The following is a 15,412-nucleotide window of genomic DNA, read 5'->3' on the forward strand; positions in this document are numbered from 1 at the left end:
GCTTCTTCTCAGTGGTCTCGAACGGTAAGCTCGCGCTGTTCGGGGAGCTGTGGGGGGGGGCGGGGTATTGGTCCGGGGGGGGGCGGGGGGGGGGGGCGGGGGGTCAAAACCCCCCCCCCGCGTTCGCTTGTACGACAGATCCCTTTGGCCGGGTGCACGCCGTGCGCGGAGACAACACAGGCATGCGCGTCGCCATCGTCACCGAATCCTTCCCTCCCGAGGTCAACGGAGTCGCCCACAGCGTGCTGCGGACGGCCGAGCACCTGCTCCGTCGGGGCCACCGGCCCCTCGTCGTCACCCCCGCACCGGCCCGGGGCGCCCAGTGCCCGCCGCAGACCTTCGGCTCCGTCGCCGATGCGGAACGGATCCCCGTCGTGCGGATCCCGTCGGTGCCGCTGCCCGGGTACCCGCAGGTGCGGATCGCCCTGCCGAGCCGGCAGCTGGCGGCCGCGCTGGCCGGGCACCGGCCCGACATCGTCCACCTGGCCAGCCCGTTCGTCCTGGGTGCGCGCGGCATGCAGGTCGCGGCCCGGCTCGGCGTGCCCGCCGTCGCCGTCTACCAGACCGACCTCGCCGGGTACGCCCACGCCTACCGGGCCGGACGCGGGCTCGGCGAGGCCGCCGCCTGGCGGCGCATCCGGGCCGTGCACCGGGCCGCCGCCCGCACGCTGGCGCCGTCCACCCCCGCCGCCCAGGACCTCACCGCGCACGGGGTGCCCCGGGTCCAGCTGTGGCCGCGCGGGGTGGACTCGGTGCGCTTCCACCCCCGGCACCGGGACGAGGCGCTGCACCGGGCCCTCGCCCCCGGCGGGGAGGTGCTGGTCGGGTACGTCGGGCGGCTGGCGCCCGAGAAGCGGGTCGACCTGCTGGCCGCCGCCTCAGCGCTGCCCGGGGTGCGGGTGGTGGTGGTCGGGGACGGCCCCTCGGCGCCCGGCCTCAGGGCCGCCATGCCCGGCGCGGTGTTCCTCGGGCGCCGCACCGGCGAGGAACTCGCGCGATGTTTCGCCACCCTCGACGTGTTCGTCCACACCGGCCCGCTGGAGACCTTCTGCCAGACCATCCAGGAGGCGATGGCCAGCGGCGTCCCCGTGATCGGCCCGGCCGCCGGCGGCCCGCTCGACCTGGTCTCCCACCACCGCACCGGACTGCTGGTGCCGCCCCGCGACGGCACGGCGGTCGCCCGGGCCGTCGCCGAACTGGCCGCCGACCCGGCCCGGCGGGCCCGGTACGGGCAGGCCGGACGGGCCGAGGTGACCGCCCGGACCTGGGAGGCGGTCGGGGACCTGCTGCTGCGGCACTACGCCGAGGTGCTGGCGGAGCACCGGAGGGTGGGGGTGGCTCCTTCGGCGGCTCCGTCCGGGGTCGGGGCCGAGGTCGGGGTCGGGGCCGAGGTCGGGATCGGGGCCGGGACCGAGGTCGAGGTCGAGCCCCGGTCGCCGGGGGCGTCGGCCGGGACGGTGGTGCCGGTGCTGCCCGTGCTGCCCGTACTGTCGGAGGAGTTGCCGGCATGACTGCGCCGCCCCGCGGCGGGCCGCTGACCATCGTGCGGCTCGCCAACTTCGTCACCCCGGTCTCCGGCGGCCTGCGCACCGCACTGCGCCACCTGGGCGCCGGGTACCGGGCTGCCGGACACCGGCCCGTCCTGATCGTGCCCGGCGAACGGCGCACCGAGGAGGACACCGAGCAGGGTCTGGTGATCACCCTGCCCGGCCCGGTGCTGCCGGCCAGCGGCGGGTACCGGCTGCTCGCCGACCGACGGGCGGTCGCCGCCGAACTGACCCGGCTCGGCCCCGACCGGCTGGAGGTCTCCGACCGCACCACCCTGCGCTGGACCGGCGCCTGGGCCCGTCGGCACGGGGTCCGCTCGGTGATGGTCTCGCACGAGAGCGCCAGCGGAGTGCTGCGGACCTGGGGCCTGCCCGGCCCGCTCGCCGCCGCGGCCGCCGACCGGCTCAACGCGGCCACCGCCCGCGGCTACGACTCGGTGCTCTGCACCACCGACTGGGCGGCGGCCGAGTTCCGCCGGATCGGCGTGCCCAACCTGGTCCGGGCCCCGCTCGGGGTCGACCTGGCGGCGATGCGCCCGCTGCCCACGGCCGTACGGGCGCTGGAACGGGCCCGGTACTCGGCGCCCGGGGACGTCCTGCTGGTGCTCTGTTCCCGGCTCTCCGCCGAGAAGCGGCCCGAACGCGCCGTCGAGGCACTGGCCCGGCTGCGGGCGCGGGGGTTCCCCGCCGTCCTGGTGGTGGCCGGGACCGGACCGCTGCGGTCCCGGCTCGCCGCCCGGGCCGCCCGGCTGCGGCTGCCCGTACGCTTCCTCGGGCACCTGAACGGGCGGGCGGAGCTGGCCGCACTGCTGGGCAGCGCGGACGTGGTGCTGGCCCCCGGACCGGTGGAGACCTTCGGACTGGCCGCCCTGGAGGCACTGGCCTGCGGCACCCCCGTCGCGGTCAGCCGCTCCTCCGCGCTGCCCGGCCTGATCGGGCCCGCCGGGATCGCCGCCGCCGACACCGGGGCCGGATTCGCCGCCGCCGTCACGGAGTTGCTCCGCCGACCGGAACCGGCCCGGCGGGCCGCCGCCCGGGCCCAGGCCGAACGGTACGGCTGGTCGGCGGCGGTGGCCGCCTTCCTGGCCGCGCACGGGGCCCGGACCTCCGATGCCACCGGGAGGAGTGGGGATGAGCGTGCTCGACGCGGGGCCTGACCGGACCGCCGACGACCGGCCCACCGCGGGCGAACTGCTGCGCTTCGTCGCGCTCGGCGACTCGCTCACGGAGGGCGTCGGGGACCAGGTCGGCGAACGGTGGCGCGGCTGGGCCGCCGTCCTCGCCCGGTCACTGGCCCCCGAGGGGCAGGACGTCGAGTTCGCCAACCTGGCGTACAGCGGCGCACTGACCGCAGATCTGACGACTCGTCAACTCCTGGCGGCACTCGCCCTTCGGCCCCAGCTGGCGGCGGTCCTGGTCGGCGGCAACGACACCCTGCGGGCCGGCTTCGACATCCGCCGCACCACCCGGGAACTCGACGCCACCCTCGGCGAACTCTCCGGCCACGGCGCCGTCCTGCTCACCGCCTGCCTGCCCGACCCCGGCACCCTCCTCCGGCTCCCCGCCCCGCTCGCCCGACCACTGGCCCGACGGATGCGCGCCGTCAACACCGTCGTCCACGCCCTCACCACCCGGCACCGGGCCGTCCACCTGCACATCGCCGAACTGCCCTGGTGCGAGCAGCGCGGCCTGCTCAGCGTCGACCGCCTCCACCCCAGTGCCGAAGGACACCACCTGATCGCCCGCCGCTTCCACGAACTGCTCGCCACCCAGGGCCACCCCCTCGGCCCGCCACCCGCCGCCGAACCCGTCGAACCGCCGCCCGGCCTCGCCGCCGACCTGTGGTGGATGGCCACCCGCGGCACCCGCTGGCTCGCCGCCCGCAGCACCGACCTCCTACCGGGCCTGCTCGCCCTCGCGGCCGTCGAAGGCGCCGCCCGCCTCCGCGGATCGAGCGCCCGGCACGACGAACAGATGGCCCGAGCGGCCGCCCAGGCCCTGGCCTCCCTGGGGTGACGGCCCGCCGGGCGGGGCCGGGAGGGCAGGTCGGGCGGCGGTGCGGGGGCGTGTCCCTTCCGGGTGGTGGTCGGGGTGGGCGGGAACCATCGGGTGCGTGAGGATGTCGTCCCCCGGGAGATGAGCGGGTGGAAGGAGTCGGGGTGGAGGGAGTCGGGGTGGAGGCGTCGGGTGCGGCGGGACGAGAGATGATGGCGGCCGCCGGGGTGCTGTTCCCGGACGGGCGGGGGCGGGTGCTGGTGGTGCGGCTGCCGTACGACCGGAAGCATCCGGTGGCGATCCCGGGTGGCGGGTGGGAGCCCGGCGACCGGTCGCCGCGGGAGACGGCGTTGCGGGAGATCGCCGAGGAGCTGGGGTTCACGCCCCGGCTGGGAGCGTTGGCGTGCGTCGACTGGGCGATGTCCCCGAGCCGGCCGCCGATCGTGGCCTACCTGTACTGGGCCGAGGCGTTGACGCCGGAGCAGGTGTCGGCGATCCGGCCGGACGCGGCGGAGGTCGGCGGCTGGGTCTGGCTGACGGCGGAGGAGGCCGGGCACGCCCTGCCGCCGCGGCTGTCCCGCCGGGTGGCGGCCTGTCTGCGGGCGCCGCGGGAGGCCGGGCCCCTGGAGCTGGAGGACAGCCGGCCGGTGGGGCACACCCTGGGGGCGCTGCCCGCCGAGGGGCCCGTGCCGGAGTACACCGGGCTGGCCGCCGCGCCAGGGCCGGGGTCGGGGCCGGGGTCAGCTGCGGGGCAGCCGTCGGAGGCGCCAGAGCCGCTGGAGCCGCCGATGGACCGGGACACCTACTACGCCACCCGGCCGCGGATCCGGGCGAAGGCGCGGGCCCTCTTCACGGACGGTGACGGCCGGGTGCTGCTGGTGCGGCTGCGGCCGTGGGACGGGCCGCGCGGGCGGGTGCCGTACTGGACACTGCCGGGCGGCGGGGTGGAGGCGGACCGCGAGACGCCCCGCACGGCGGCGGGGCGGGAGATCCGCGAGGAACTGGGCTGGGAGGTCGAGCCCGGGCGGCTGCTGGCGTTGGACTGGCTGCCGGGGGCGGCGGCCGATCCCGGGGCCGGTCCCGCGACCGACCCTGCGACCGGTCAGGACACCGCCGTGCTGGTGTACGTCTACGACGGCGGCGCGGTGACGGAGGAGTCGCTCGGCACGATCGTCCTCCAGGAGCAGGAACTGGTGGAGTGGCGGCTGTGCGACCCGGCCGAGGCGCGGACGCTGCTCTCCGGACCGTCCTGGGACCGGGTGGCCGCGGCCCTCGCGGCCCGGGAGCGCGCGGGCGGACCGGTCGAGCTGGTACGCGGACGGCCGATCGGTCCCGTGGTTGGGAACGCGTCGGCCGGTGAAGACTGGGAGCATGCAGAACACGATCACTGAGGTGCTGGCCGGCCGGACGGTCGAGGCGGTCAGCGGAGGCGACCGGCTGGACCTGCGGCTCGACGGGCCGGTGACCGTACGAGTGGTGCACGAGTTCCGCTTCGCGGCGCCGTCCTTCACCACGCCGGAGGAGGTCGGGCACTTCTTCCCCGCGCTCACCTTCCGGCCGACGCCCGCCCTGCTGGCCCTGGTCGGCCGGACCGTCGGCACCGCCCGGATCACCCTGGCCGGCGGCCTGGAGCTGGGTTTCACGGAGGGCGGTGAGCTGTCCGTCCCGCCGCACGCGGTGCTCGCGCCGTGGAGCGTGCTGAGCGCCGAGGGGGCGGTCTGCGCGGGGCTGGCCGGCGGGGAGGTCCAGTGGGCACCGCCGGACGGGGCACCGCCGGACGGGGCCGGGCCCGGCAGGGCGGGGCCCGGCGGGGCGGGGCCCGGCGGGGCGTGAGCCGCCGCCGGGGCCGTGCCGGTGCCCGGTCAGACCTCCAGGTCGGCCTCGATCTTGACCAGCTGGTGGCGGGCCATCGCCAGGTTGGCGCGGCCCTTGTCCAGTGCCAGGTAGAGGAACAGGCCCTTGCCGGTGCGGCCGGTGAGCGGGCGGATCAGGTGGTACTGGGTGCTCAGCGTGATGAGGATGTCCTCGATGCCGTCCTGGAGGCCGAGCATGTCCATGGTGCGCATCTTGGCGCGCATCACGTCGGTGTTCCCGGCCGCGGCGACGTTGAGGTCGAGGCCGCCGGGGCCGTCGAGGGTGGCGAGCGCCATGCCGCTGTTGTAGTCCACCAGGGCCGCGCCGATGGCGCCCTCGATGACGGTCATGGCCTGCTTGAGCGCGCCGGCTGCGTCGGTCATTCTGATCAACTCCTGTGGGTCGGTTGGTCGGTGGGTCGGTAAGTCGACAGGTTGGTCGGTGGGTGGGTCAGTGGGTCGGTGGGTCGGTACGGGGGCGGCTCGGTACGGGGGCGGGCGGGGCGTTCGGTCCCGGGACGGGTCAGAGCGCGTCGCGCGGGTCCTTCGGCACCAGGGCGTCGTTGAGCAGTTCGGCGATGTGCCGGGCACTGCGGCGGCCCTCCAGGTGGAGCCGGCCGACGTTGACGTCCGGGAGCGCCAGCAGGGTCAGCACACAGCTGCCGCCGGCCGCGTAGGTGGCGACGTAGCCGTGCTCACCGCGCACCACGGACTCGCGGAACTCCCCCTGCCCGGTGGTGTCGGCGAGCCGCTGGGCGAGCGAGAGCGAGGCCGCCGTCATGGCGGCCAGGCCCGAGGGTTCGGTCCCGTGGGTGTCGTGCGCGACCAACAGGCCGTCCACGCTGGCCACCAGCCCGCCCGCGAGGTGCGGGACGCGACGTTTGACGGCGCGGAGTTCGGCGAGCAGCTCGGTCTCCAAGGCGATCAGTTGTCTCCTTCCGACACGCTGCTTGAGTGCCCGCCTCATGGCCGGTACGGCGGGGTCGCGGGCGGGGAGTGACTCAAAGTCGGGCCTCCAGAAGGTCTCGGACCCGGGTCAGCAGCGCGATGTCCGGGTCGGGGACGGTCAGCGGGTGGGCCGCTGCCGTGGTGGGCGGTCGGTCGGAGCGCGTGGGGGCGGGGGCTACGGGGACTGCGGGGCCGGTCGTTGCTGCGGAGCCGGTCGTTGCCGCGGGGCCGGTGCTCGGGAGGCCCCGGAGGGTGGCTCCGGGGACCCTGCGGTGCAGGCCGCTGCCAGGCCGGGAGGGAGCGGCGGCCGAGAGGACGGGGTCGGCAGCCGGGCGGACGGGGTCGGCAGCCGGGCGGGAGGGTGCGGCGGCCGGCGCGGCGTGCCGGGGGGTGTCGAGCAGTCCGGCGGCGGCCAGGCGGCGGATGTCCGCCGTCACGCCGAAGCCGGAGCGGCCGAGCAGCCGGGCCAGGTCCGCCGGGGTTCTTCGGCCGTCGGCGTGGTCCAGCAGTTCGCGCCGCCGACGGCCGGGCGGGCGGTGGGAGGGCGATCGACTGTGCTCGACCGGCCGGACCGGCGCGGTGTCGAGCTGCGGCCAGGGCCAGATCCGGTCGAGGAGTCGGTGCCGGCGCTCGACCTCGCGACCGAGCCGCGCCGGGTCGACCGGCGTCACCGTGCCGAGCCAGTGCCGGGCCTCGGACTCGAACCGCCAGGTGCCGCCGGCCCGGTCGGCGAGCACGAAGTAGGCGGCGTCGAACAGCGTTCCCAGGTGGCCGAGTTCGAGTTCGCCGCGGGTGAGCAGCTGCCGGTCGACCAGTGCCTCGCCGACCCGCCCCTGCGGGCCGTGGCGGTGCAGGAGGTCGGCCCACTCCTCGGGGGTGAGCCGACCGCAGCCGGTGAGCAGGTCGGCCAGGCCGGGCGCACGGGGGGACTCCGCGGCGGCGACCTGGCCGTCGACCAGCCACAGGATGCCGAGCGGGCCGTGCAGGGCCCCGGTGGCGCGGCGGGCGGCGAGCAGGGCGACGGCCTCGCCCGGGGTCCTCGGCGCGGCGGGTTGGACGTGGCGGTCGGCGGCCTCCACCAGGGGCGTGTACGGGGCGGCCACGCGGTCGGCTGGCCGGAATGCGACGGTCGGTGCGGGCCTCGTGTTCACCCCAGCACCAGTTCCTCGGCGAGGGCCTGGAGGCGGAACCGGGCCGCGGCGAGGTTGCCCGACTCGCGGTCGAGCCAGAGGTGCAGGACGAGCCGGCTGTCGAAGACGGTGTCGATGAAGCGGATCAGGTGGTAACTGCGGCCCGCAGTGACGATGATGTCCTCCAACGGGGAGCGCCGGTCCTCCGCCGCGGTGAAGGTCTGGCTCTCAACGGCCGCGCGCACCAAGTCGGTTGCCTCGGCGGCAGCGGTCTCGTGTTCGCCGACCGGGCTTTCGCCCAGGCTCCCGAGGGCGAGTCCGCTGCTCCAGTCGACCAGGCTCGCCGAGCGGGCTCCGGCGATCGCCATCGCTCCGGAGAGACATTCGTCGATACCCGGCACACCGGCTCCTTCGAGGGGGTCTGGGGGTGGCCGGGCGCAGCGCAGATCCGGCCGGATCGCCACCAGCAGTGGCAGGTTCGACACGGAAGGCTACTGCCGGTTTCCGTATGACGAACATTCCAATGGCATATTCACACCAGCTACGGCGACTTCCGGCCAAGGTGCGACGATCCACCGGCTCGACCGGAGCGGCAAAACTGCTGGCCGCCCGGCCGCCGCAGACCGTCACTCGTCGGCCACCTGGTACGGGACCTTGGCCGATACCGGATCGCCGCCCGGAGTTTCGCCAGCGAAAGTGCGATAAGAGGACCCGGCGCGCACCAGGGCCGAGGACGGTGCACAGCCGGACATGACGAAGGGGCCCGTTCCCTTGACGGAACGAGCCCCTTCGGATGGAGCGCCAGGCCCGGATCGCACGGACTCTTCCTACTGAAAGTAGGACGTGCTCTGGTAGCACCACTGACGCATGTTCAAGGGTTCCGGGATCTCCGTTTCGGAAGATCATTTCCCCTCGACGAGAAGAACAGTAGCAGGCCGTCGGGCCTGGTCAGAAATCCGCCCGGACGGCCGGGGAGCGGTGGAGTGGGCGGTCGCGCGGGCTGCGGAACGGGCAGCGCGGCAGGCGGCGGGCCGCAGCCGGTCAGAGCAGGCCGACGGCTTCGGCGAGCAGCCGGTACGAGTCGAGCAGGGCCGTCCGGTCGTAGGTACTGGTGGCGATCAGGACCTCGTCCGCACCGGTGCGTGCCACCAGGGCGGACAGCTCGGCGGCCGCCTGCTCCGGGGTGCCCGCGATGTGACCCTTGAGCGACTGCTCGAAGGCCGCCCGTTCGCGCGGGCTCATCGTGCGCGCCCGGATCTCGGCGGCCGGGGCCAGCGGCGGGAACTCCCCGTGGGTGCGGGAGTAGGCGCCGGCCCAGGCCTCCGGGAGGAGGAGGTCATGGGCCCGCTCCTCGGTCTCGGCCACCGCGACCGTGCCCGAGACCACCACGTACGGTTCGGCGGCCTGCGCGGAGGGGCGGAAGCGGCTGCGGTAGCCGTCGAGCGCGGCGAGCATCCGCTCCTCCCCACGTGCGGCGGCGATGACCAGCGGCAGCCCGGCCTCGGCGGCCAGCTCGGCGCCCGCGCCGGTGGCCAGCACGAAGGCCGGCACGTGCAGGCCCTCGGCCGGGCGGGCGTGGACGCCGCGGTGCACCTGCTGGGAGCCGTCGAAGTACCCGAGCAGCTCGGTCAGCTGGCCGCCGAAGTCGTCGGCCGCGTCCTTCTCGCGCCCGAGCGCCCGCCGGACGCCATCGGTGAAGCCCACCGAGCGGCCGAGCCCCATGTCGATCCGGCCCGGGAACAGCGCCGCCAGCACCCCGAACTGCTCGGCCACCACCATGGGCCGATGGTTGGGCAGCATCACCCCGCCGGTGCCGACCCGGATCCGGCTGGTGGCCGCCGCGACCGCCGCGGCGAGGACCGTGGGCGCCGACCCGGCCACCCCGGGCACGCCGTGGTGCTCGGAGACCCAGAAGCGGTGGTAGCCCAGCCGCTCGATCTCACGCGCGAAGGCCACGGTGTCGCGCAGCGCCTGCGCCGGCTCCTCGCCCTGCCTGGTCCGGGAGCGGTCGAGGACGGAGAGCCTGGTCGCGGGCGTAGCGCTGGTCACGTGGGTGGACAACGCCCACCCGCCGTACGGGCATTCCCCGCCGGTACGGCCGGGCGCGCCGTCACCGCCGTCACCGGCCCTCGGGCCCTGGCACGGCCCCGGCCGCGCCGGAGGCCCCGGGTATTCGGCCCGGACGCGTGCCCGCGGCCTTGCGGCGGCCCCAGGGCTTGTACACCGAGAGGATCACGTTGAACAGGTAGAGCGCCAGGGCCACCGCCGGGACGATCACCGTGTTGTAGCGGACGAAGCCGAGGTCCGCCACCGGGATGGGGCCGGTCGGGTGGGCGTCCGCCACCCGGACCGCGTCGTGCAGCCGGGCGGTGAGGGCGAAGACCGAGGCCGCCATCGCACCGAGCGTCAGCCAGAACTTGGTACTCACCCAGTAGTACCGGAACAGGCCCCAGGACGTGCCGAGCCCCAGCGCCACCCCGCTCAGGAAGGTGAGCAGGCTCAGCGGCAGGATGAGCGCGTCGCCGAGCAGGCCCATCGCCCGGTAGGCCGTTCTCAGCCGGTCGGCGTCGTCGGTGGTGAGGGCCGTCACCGCCAGGGTGAGCAGGCAGAGCATCAGGGCCAGCCAGCTCACCGAGGCGACGACGTGCAGCACCACCAGGCGTTTGCGCGCTCCCGGCGACAGTCGGCGGCCGGCGGACCGCCGCCCCGCGCCGGGGGCCGCGACGGCTTCGGTGGACGGGCGCACAGGTACCTCCTTCGAGTCGGGGTCACGAGGACGCGCCCAGACTCCCCCGTCCGCCCCTCATCGGGCATCTGACGGCGGAAGTAACCTCGGCTACTCCCCGGCGAGTACGTCCCCGGCCGTCGCCGCGACCGACCGACTCCCCGGGGAGTACCCACACCGACCCGCGGCCCCGCAGCGCCCCGCCCGTCGGCCCGTCAGTCCGTCAGTCCGTCACCGCGAACCCCCGCGCCGCCCCCAGCCGGTGCAGCGAGTCCCGCCCGGGGATCCCGTCCGCGGCACCCGCCGAGTACCCGCAGCGCCGCTGCCAGCCCGCGTACGCCGTCACCGTGAGGCTGCCGTAGGACCCGTCCACCCAGCGCTGTTCGAGCAACCCCTCGTCCGCCAGCGCCTGTTCGACGATCGCCACCTCGGCCCCGTACGTCCGGTGCCCCTGCTCCGCCCCCGGGTCGCTGCGCGCCGCCGCGACGACGTGGGCGAGCGAGACGGTGCGCGGGCCGGGCAGGTAGCCGAGCAGCCGGCGCAGCGAGGCCTCGCCCGGGACGCCGTCCGCCGCCGGCCCGGAGTACCCCAGGCTCGCCTGGTAGTCCGCGTAGTTCTCGGTGTCGGCGTCCGTCCAGGTCGGTCCGGGCCCGGAGTGGTAGTGGGTGCCGAAGCCGGCCGTGACCAGCGCCCGTCCGACGGTGGTCACCTGGTAGCCCTGGGCGCCGTAGCCGTACGCCAGGCCGTTGACGGTGACCTGGTAGCGGGCGGGGGTCGGGTCGGCGGGCGGGGCGGGGTGCTGCTGGGAGGGCGGGCCGGTGGGCGAGCCGGGGCCCGCGGTGAAGGCGGGCCAGGAACCGGGGTCGACGTGGTCGTTGTACGGCACGTGGGCGTGCGCGTACCAGCCGCCCGCGGTCTCCCAGACCCGCTCGTCGCGGTGCTCCGTGAAGTCGGTCGGCCGCCCCATCGGCCAGGCGTCGGGCACCCCCCAGGAGGTGATCCAGGCGTGGATCCGGTCCCAGCCCGCGCACGGGGTGTCGACCAGCCGCGGGTAGACGGTGCCCTGGTGGCGGCAGTAGGGGAAGAACACCGCCTCGATCTGGATCACCACCAGCCCGGCCCGGTTGGTGCGGGTGGGGCTCTGGGCCGGGCTGAGCAGGCTCTTGGAGCGGGAGTCGGCGGGGAACAGCTGCGCCGTGCGGCCGCTGAACGGGTCCCAGACCAGGTGCGGGGCGTCGCCGGCGCCGGCGCCGGTGAAGTACCCGACGAGGTCCTCGTAGGTGCACCAGTCCTGCGGCGCGGCGGCGGTGGCGTTGCGGTCCCAGGTGATGTGGGCGATGGCCTTCGGGGGGTACTGGTGGTCGGTCGGCGCGTGGTCGCCGAGGTCGTGGATCTCGGCACCGGGCAGCCACGGTTCGGGCATGCTGGCTCCTCCGAACGGCGTAATGACGTCGTTGCCGGTATCGGCAGGTCCGGGTCGCGGATTGACCCCGGCGGCGGGATCGGCGGGGTTGAACCGCCCGGGGCCGCACGGCCGTTCGGATCAACGAGGGGAATTCGTCCTCACGTGCGGACCCGGCGGCGACAGGGCGCGCCGCCGGTTCCGTGCTCCGCCCTGTCCGGAAGCGGGTCCGGGCTCGGTCCGCACGGCCCCCGGACGACCCCGAAGGCCCTCCGAGGGCCCTCCGGAGCCACCGGACGGGGGCGCATTCCACCCCGCCGCAGCCCCGCTGTCAATCGTTGACTTGGGAAGTGGTCTAGTCCACGGTGGTGCGCTCGAAGCCCTCACGGCGCCACCGCCGCAACCGTTCTGACGAACCGACGGAGAACCACCGCCATGCAGAGAGTCTGCCTCGCCCTGCCCACCATGCGTTCCTGCCCCGAGACCATCGCGGAACTCGCCGAGGAGGCGGCCTACGCCGTCGCGACCTTCGGCGTCGAGGTGCACCTGCTCATCCTCGACACCACCGACGCCGCCGCCTTCGCGCAGAACGCGGACGCCGTGGCCGCGCTGGAGCCGACCCCCGGCGTGGCCGTCCACCACCTGGGCGAGGCGCGGCAGCGGGAGTTCCTGCGCCGGGTGGCCGAGCGCTCCGGCGCCGCCGACCCCGGCCTGCTGCTCGACCTGATGCTCCCGCCGGCCGTCGCGTACGGCTCCTGCGTCAACCGGCTCTTCCTCGGCGCGGCCGCCCTCGGCTGCACCTCGGCGCACCTGCGCAACGACGACGCCGACTTCCAGGTCGTCGACGGCCGGAAGGTCTTCCCGATCCACCACGAGCTGCTCTCGATCGGCCGGCCGGCCGGCGAGGCGGTGGCCGGGGTGACCCGCTCCGAGCTCGACCCGGCCGACGCGGACAAGCCGGTGATGCTGGTCAGCGGCTCCTTCATCGGCGAACTCAACGTGGACATCAGCGAGATCCACGAGCTGGACCCGGCCGTCTACCGCGAGATCGTCCGCCTCTGGACCCCGCCGGTCTGGCCGGAGGAGGACCGGGACGCGATGGTCGACGTCTCGTTCAAGGGCGCCGGCTCCGAGCCGTTCACCGCCGACGAGTCCGTCCTCGGCGTCCCCGACATCTGGGACGTCTACATGTGCAACATCGCCCTGGACCACCGGGCCTACGAGGTGCTGCCGCTGCTGCCCTCGATCGAGACCATCGGCAGCGACTACGCCCTTCTGCACGCCCTGGTCCACTCCCGGCTGCCCGGCGTCGTCCACAACCGGCACATCGTCAACTACTACACGCCCGAGCGCCGCATCGGCGCCGGCTTCGTCAACTACCAGCTGCGGTTCGTCAAGTTCCTGCTCTCGATGCTGTACCTGTACCCGGTCTACGGCGGCATGATCGACCTGGGCCGCGGGCTGCTGGACGAGCGGCACGGGCTGAAGGTCGAGCCGATCGTCGACCTGGTGCGCGGCAGCGTCGACTGGGACCAGGCCGGGAACGAGCACTGCCTGGACGTTCTGGACCGCTCCTACCGCAAGCTCGGCGGCAAGTACACCGAGCTCGCGGACGTGGTGGCCGAGCGGCGCGGACAGCTCCTGGACGAGGCCCGGCAGGACGCCGAACGCTGGGCGGTGCTGGTCGAGGCCTGGGCCGCGATGGTGTCCGCCGCCCGCGCCCACGGACTGGACGCCGGTCCCGAAGGTGCGGAAGGCCCGGAAGGCCCGGACGCCGGTGCGGAGGGGGCGACCCGGTGAGCGAGGACCTCCGGATCCGGCGGCTGGCCGACGGGGACTGGGACGCCGTGGTCGCGCTCGAACACGACGCCTACGCCGCCGACGGCCTGTCCGAGGGCCGGGAGGCGCTGCAGTCCCGGGCCCGCAGCTCACCGGACACCTGCTACGTGCTGGAGCAGCAGGGCGTCGTCCGCGGCTACCTGCTGAGCCTGCCGTACCCGCCGCTGCGCTGCCCGGACCTCACCCGGCCGGAGGAGACGGCGTACACCTCGGCCAACCTGCACGTGCACGACCTGGTGATCGCCGAGGACCTGCGCGGCCGGGAGGTCGCCCTGGGGTTCATGCGGCACTTCCGGGAGCGGGCCGAGGAGTCGGGCTTCGAACGGATCTCGATGGTCGCGGTGCGCGGCGCGGACATCCTGCTGCGGCTGCTCGGCTACCGGGCGCACCGCGAGGTCACGGTGCCGGAGTACTACGGGCGGCGGGCCGTCTACATGTCGGCGCCCGTGCGCTGACCCGGGCCGACGCCCCGGCGGGCGGACGACGGCAACCGGTCGGGCCCGCACGGAAATCGGTCGGGCCCGCACGGAAATCGGCGGCGGGCCCGACCGGGCGGCGGGCAGAATGCGCGGATGCCCACCCTGCTGTACGCCGTCGCCCGCAACCCCGCCCTGCCGCCCGAGCTGCTCGGGCAGCTGATCGACCGACTTCCCGCCGCGGACGAGGAGTTGGCGTGCGCACTCGCGGAACGGCCGGACCTCGACCCGGGGCAGGTCCGGCTGCTGGCCGAACGCTTCGAGGACGCCGCCGTACGGCTCGCCGAGCGCGGCCTGTTGCCCGTCGGGGACGTCGACCCGCTCGCCCGGCCGCGGGTCGCGCTCGTCCTGCTGGACGAGGGACGCGGGGACCCGGCCTGGGCCCGGCTTTTCGCCCGCGACCCGGACGAGCTGGTGCGGGAACGGCTCGCCTCCGCGGTCGGGCTCCCGGACGAGGTCGCGGACCTGCTCGCGGTGGACGAGTCCGACGACGTGGTGGCCGTTCTCGGACACTGCACCGGGCGCCCGGACCTGCTGGCACGGCTGGCCGCGCACCCGGCGGCGCAGGTCCGACGCGCGGCCGCGGCCAACGAGGCCACGCCCGCGGAACTGCTCACGGCCCTGCTGGACGATCCCGAGGTGATGGTCCGCGAACAGGCGGCGGCCCATCCGACCACCCCGGGGTCGGCCGCCGCCCGCCTGGTGGGTGACCACATGATGATCCGGCAGGCGCTCGCCACCCACCCCGGGCTGCCCGCCGAGCCGTACCGCCGGCTGGCCGGGGACGAGATCCCCTGGGTCCGGTCCAACCTGGCCCGGAACCCGGGGATCGACGCGGCACTGATGAGCCGGCTCGCCGAGGACGACGGCTACGACGTCCGGCGCTCGCTCGCCCACAACCCCGCCATCCCGTTCGACCTCCTCGCCCGGCTCGCGGCCGCCGTCCGGATCGGCTCGACCCTGCTTCCCCGGATCGCCGCCGCCACTCCGGCCGAACTCCGCGCCCTCGCCGCCGTGCCCGAACCCAGGGTCCGCGTGCTGGTCGCCGAGCACCGGGCCCTGCCGACGGACCTCCGGGACCGGCTCGCCGCGGACCCGGACGCGAGCGTGGTCAAGTCGGTGGCCCCGCATCCGGGCCTCAGCGGTGCCCAACTGGCCACCGTGCTGGACCGGTTCGGCACGAAGGTGGCCACCGCCGTGACCAAGAACCCGGGTACCCCCACCGCACTGCTCGACCGCATCGCCACCACCCCGCCCACCCCCGTCAAGGCCCTGCGGACCCTCGCCGCCCACCCGAACGCCTCCCCCGCCGCGCTGACCGCCTGCCTGGCCTCCCCGGACCACCGCACCGCCGAGGCCGCGGCCGCCAACCCGGCGCTGCCGGTGGCGGTGATGGCGGAGCTGGCCACCCGGTGACGGACCGGACCGGCGACCGACGGGACCGGCGACGGACGGGACCGGTGGGCCGCCGGGTCTCCGCCAGGTCCGCGCGCGGTT

At 75.4% G+C, this 15,412-nt stretch carries 15 protein-coding genes; 8 read left to right on the plus strand and 7 right to left on the minus strand.

What is annotated here, in order from left to right; genetic code table 11:
- The first annotated feature begins 182 nt into the window (after positions 1-182).
- The 5 genes from ACFWXO_RS27400 to ACFWXO_RS27420 all read left to right on the plus strand — a co-directional run bounded on the left by ACFWXO_RS27400 (position 183) and on the right by ACFWXO_RS27420 (position 5,375).
- Positions 183-1,511: a glycosyltransferase family 4 protein gene (locus tag ACFWXO_RS27400; RefSeq protein ID WP_380526772.1), complete on the plus strand. Its 1,329-nt coding sequence runs from the start codon at positions 183-185 to the stop codon at positions 1,509-1,511.
- A complete protein-coding gene (locus ACFWXO_RS27405; protein WP_380526774.1) occupies positions 1,508-2,704 on the plus strand; it encodes a glycosyltransferase in 1,197 nt (398 codons plus the stop codon). The genes ACFWXO_RS27400 and ACFWXO_RS27405 overlap by 4 nt, the downstream gene beginning before the upstream one ends.
- Positions 2,679-3,563, plus strand: coding sequence for an SGNH/GDSL hydrolase family protein (locus ACFWXO_RS27410; protein WP_380526776.1), 885 nt, complete (start codon positions 2,679-2,681; stop codon positions 3,561-3,563). Before ACFWXO_RS27405 ends, ACFWXO_RS27410 begins: the two co-directional genes overlap by 26 nt.
- Before the next feature lie 143 nt (positions 3,564-3,706).
- Entirely contained in the window at positions 3,707-4,933 is a 1,227-nt protein-coding gene (locus ACFWXO_RS27415) for an NUDIX domain-containing protein (protein WP_380526778.1), read from the plus strand.
- The gene (locus ACFWXO_RS27420) at positions 4,914-5,375 is read left to right on the plus strand and encodes a DUF6188 family protein (RefSeq protein WP_380526780.1); all 462 of its coding nucleotides are present in this window, start codon (positions 4,914-4,916) and stop codon (positions 5,373-5,375) included. The genes ACFWXO_RS27415 and ACFWXO_RS27420 overlap by 20 nt, the downstream gene beginning before the upstream one ends.
- A gap of 29 nt (positions 5,376-5,404) precedes the next feature.
- Here ACFWXO_RS27420 and ACFWXO_RS27425 read toward each other — a convergent pair whose 3' ends face one another.
- The 7 genes from ACFWXO_RS27425 to ACFWXO_RS27455 form a co-directional block, all read right to left on the minus strand.
- Positions 5,405-5,779 carry a hypothetical protein gene (locus ACFWXO_RS27425; protein WP_375885872.1) on the minus strand — a complete coding sequence of 125 codons (375 nt, stop codon included), beginning with the start codon at positions 5,777-5,779 and terminating at the stop codon, positions 5,405-5,407.
- 139 nt (positions 5,780-5,918) lie between these two features.
- Positions 5,919-6,314 (minus strand): roadblock/LC7 domain-containing protein, encoded by a 396-nt coding sequence (locus ACFWXO_RS27430; RefSeq protein WP_375885869.1) that lies wholly within the window; start codon positions 6,312-6,314, stop codon positions 5,919-5,921.
- 82 nt (positions 6,315-6,396) lie between these two features.
- A complete protein-coding gene (locus ACFWXO_RS27435) occupies positions 6,397-7,494 on the minus strand; it encodes a hypothetical protein (RefSeq protein ID WP_380526782.1) in 1,098 nt (365 codons plus the stop codon).
- On the minus strand, positions 7,491-7,874 hold the full coding sequence (locus tag ACFWXO_RS27440) for a hypothetical protein (protein WP_375886195.1): 384 nt from the start codon (positions 7,872-7,874) through the stop codon (positions 7,491-7,493). The genes ACFWXO_RS27435 and ACFWXO_RS27440 overlap by 4 nt, the downstream gene beginning before the upstream one ends.
- A 640-nt stretch (positions 7,875-8,514) precedes the next feature.
- The gene (locus ACFWXO_RS27445) at positions 8,515-9,522 is read right to left on the minus strand and encodes an MsnO8 family LLM class oxidoreductase (protein ID WP_380526815.1); all 1,008 of its coding nucleotides are present in this window, start codon (positions 9,520-9,522) and stop codon (positions 8,515-8,517) included.
- Positions 9,523-9,592: 70 nt separating this feature from the next.
- Positions 9,593-10,219 (minus strand): DUF2269 domain-containing protein, encoded by a 627-nt coding sequence (locus ACFWXO_RS27450; RefSeq protein ID WP_380526784.1) that lies wholly within the window; start codon positions 10,217-10,219, stop codon positions 9,593-9,595.
- Positions 10,220-10,421: 202 nt separating this feature from the next.
- Positions 10,422-11,621 carry a peptidoglycan-binding protein gene (locus ACFWXO_RS27455; RefSeq protein WP_380526786.1) on the minus strand — a complete coding sequence of 400 codons (1,200 nt, stop codon included), beginning with the start codon at positions 11,619-11,621 and terminating at the stop codon, positions 10,422-10,424.
- Between the two features lie 414 nt (positions 11,622-12,035).
- On the opposite strand from ACFWXO_RS27455, the gene ACFWXO_RS27460 reads away from it, so the two are divergent.
- From ACFWXO_RS27460 to ACFWXO_RS27470, 3 genes are all read left to right on the plus strand, one after another.
- Positions 12,036-13,400: a DUF6271 family protein gene (locus tag ACFWXO_RS27460; RefSeq protein ID WP_380526788.1), complete on the plus strand. Its 1,365-nt coding sequence runs from the start codon at positions 12,036-12,038 to the stop codon at positions 13,398-13,400.
- The gene (locus ACFWXO_RS27465; RefSeq protein WP_375885858.1) at positions 13,397-13,894 is read left to right on the plus strand and encodes a GNAT family N-acetyltransferase; all 498 of its coding nucleotides are present in this window, start codon (positions 13,397-13,399) and stop codon (positions 13,892-13,894) included. Before ACFWXO_RS27460 ends, ACFWXO_RS27465 begins: the two co-directional genes overlap by 4 nt.
- A gap of 117 nt (positions 13,895-14,011) precedes the next feature.
- Positions 14,012-15,331, plus strand: a complete 1,320-nt coding sequence (locus tag ACFWXO_RS27470; RefSeq protein ID WP_380526790.1) for a hypothetical protein — start codon at positions 14,012-14,014, stop codon at positions 15,329-15,331.
- Positions 15,332-15,412 lie beyond the last annotated feature (81 nt).

It is taken from the genome of Kitasatospora sp. NPDC059088, assembly GCF_042738155.1.
GTDB lineage: Bacteria > Actinomycetota > Actinomycetes > Streptomycetales > Streptomycetaceae > Kitasatospora.

What these genes read in the sequence shown, in the direction of transcription:
- ACFWXO_RS27400 (WP_380526772.1), top strand. Translation starts at nt 183, where the DNA reads ATGCGCGTCGCCATCGTCACCGAATCCTTCCCTCCCGAGGTCAACGGA.
- ACFWXO_RS27405 (WP_380526774.1), top strand. Translation starts at nt 1,508, where the DNA reads ATGACTGCGCCGCCCCGCGGCGGGCCGCTGACCATCGTGCGGCTCGCC.
- ACFWXO_RS27410 (WP_380526776.1), top strand. Translation starts at nt 2,679, where the DNA reads ATGAGCGTGCTCGACGCGGGGCCTGACCGGACCGCCGACGACCGGCCC.
- ACFWXO_RS27420 (WP_380526780.1), top strand. Translation starts at nt 4,914, where the DNA reads ATGCAGAACACGATCACTGAGGTGCTGGCCGGCCGGACGGTCGAGGCG.
- ACFWXO_RS27425 (WP_375885872.1), bottom strand. Translation starts at nt 5,779, where the DNA reads ATGACCGACGCAGCCGGCGCGCTCAAGCAGGCCATGACCGTCATCGAG.
- ACFWXO_RS27455 (WP_380526786.1), bottom strand. Translation starts at nt 11,621, where the DNA reads ATGCCCGAACCGTGGCTGCCCGGTGCCGAGATCCACGACCTCGGCGAC.
- ACFWXO_RS27460 (WP_380526788.1), top strand. Translation starts at nt 12,036, where the DNA reads ATGCAGAGAGTCTGCCTCGCCCTGCCCACCATGCGTTCCTGCCCCGAG.
- ACFWXO_RS27470 (WP_380526790.1), top strand. Translation starts at nt 14,012, where the DNA reads ATGCCCACCCTGCTGTACGCCGTCGCCCGCAACCCCGCCCTGCCGCCC.